This is a genomic window from Desulfonatronospira sp. MSAO_Bac3 (assembly GCF_003838035.1).
Taxonomy (GTDB): Bacteria; Desulfobacterota; Desulfovibrionia; order Desulfovibrionales; family Desulfonatronovibrionaceae; genus Desulfonatronospira; species Desulfonatronospira thiodismutans.
Map to the genome: position 1 here is coordinate 1 of NZ_QYZY01000094.1, position 1,659 is coordinate 1,659.

At 51.5% G+C, this 1,659-nt stretch carries 2 protein-coding genes; both read right to left on the reverse strand.

Features of this window, described 5'->3' with window-relative positions; all coding sequences use genetic code 11:
* On the reverse strand, window positions 1-931 hold a 931-nt coding region (locus tag D5S03_RS03445), incomplete at its 3' end, for a CHASE domain-containing protein (protein ID WP_287042681.1).
* A 478-nt stretch (window positions 932-1,409) separates the two neighbouring features.
* On the reverse strand, window positions 1,410-1,659 hold a 250-nt coding region (locus tag D5S03_RS03450), incomplete at its 5' end, for an ATP-binding protein (protein ID WP_287042682.1).

Sequence of the window (1,659 nt, forward strand, 5' to 3'; positions counted from 1 at the left end):
CATGAGGAAATACCTCAAAATCGTGCTTGCCTATCATTTCCCTCCAGTGCGCGTGGTTTGTGATATCAGCAAGCGTCTGACTGCAGAAAATGAATCTGCTGTTGATATCCTTGTAATATACAAAGTCAGTTGTCTGTTTCAAAAAAACTTCAAGACTGCGGGTCAGGATGTTTCGCTCATTTTCAATCCGTTCTCTTTTATGCAGCAGGAAAACGATAAGGGCGGTAAAAGAAAGAATCGTGCCGGCTCCAATAACATAGACCCACATCAGCGGTGTAAAGACTATCCCGGAGGAAAGCCATCCAGCAAAGGGTATAGCCGCAATCTGCCAGCTTCCGTAGGGGAGTTCCACCACCCTGGTCAGCGGAGCATTTTCAAAAACCTGGGGATCGCCGAAAAATACATCACCCCCGGCCCCGAGAGCGTCCCGGCCCCTTATGGCGATGCGCAGATCATCCTGCTCTTCCCGTATTCCTGCTCCGGCAAAAATTTCGTCACTGTTCATGACCACCGAGGCCATACCCCAAAATGTCTCCCGGCCTGTGCTTTCGTCCCTTCTGGAGATGGGAATGCGGGCGACAATTCCCTCTCCACCCTGGACAAGCGCCAGAGGACCGGCGAGCACGATTTCGTTGACCTTTCGAGCCAGATCCACGGCCTCAAACTGGTCGGGAAGCGTCCTGTAGTCCAGGCCGACGGCTGCTTCGTTACCTTCGATGGGGTACATGAACTGAATGACCATGTCCCGTGCAAGGCCGATGTTCCGCAAATCGTTTTCCCCGCGAAACTGGACCTCCATGGCCCGGGCAAAATCATCCTGGGTCAGATCGGGATTCATGGCCACCAGGGCTTTCACGGCGGAGACTTTATAGATGTTGGCGTGCAGCCGGGACGTCAGGGAGGCCTTCATGCCGTCCAATACCTGCTGCACGCGTTCCACCTCCTGCTGCTTGTGGCGATCAGATTCAAAGCGGACAAGCAGCGCTCCGATCAGTACGAATAAACACAGGAGAACTGCAAACAAGGCTGCCCCTAATGTCGTTAGATTACTCTCACGCTTTTGGCTTTCTAAGGTGTTTCCGGAGGAAAACCTTAATATTGTTGATAATTTTTCAGTTATGTTTTTTATTTTCATCTACTCATACCAGGGTAATGGATTATCAGCGTATTAGCGACTTACCGATGTAGTCCTGTTATAAAAAACAAGAAAATGTGTGGCAGTGCTTTGTGACAGGTCGCCTGGCATTGGGACTGTCCCTCGCTGGGAACTAATCCCCGGTATATGCATTTTGCCTGAGTAACCCTCAATATCGGCAAAGCCAAAGTGTGAGTTGCGGGGACTGTCCCAGCTATGATTAAGTATCCTTTTCTTTCATTGGGTTGCGGGCATAGCCCGCATTAGCTCAGCCTTATTCGGCAAAGGGATTGTTAGCTACATGTCCGGACACCTCGTCCGCATGCAGGGAAAATGGCAGAACCACATGCACGGTGGTGCCTCGGCCGACCTCGCTTTCCACAGAAATATTGCCGTCCATCATGTTGACCAGCCGTCGAACTATGACCAGGCCCAGACCAGCGCCCTGATACTTCCTGGTCATGGAACCGTCTGCCTGGGAAAAGGGCTGAAACAGCTTGTCCAGCTTGTCTTCAGGGATGCCC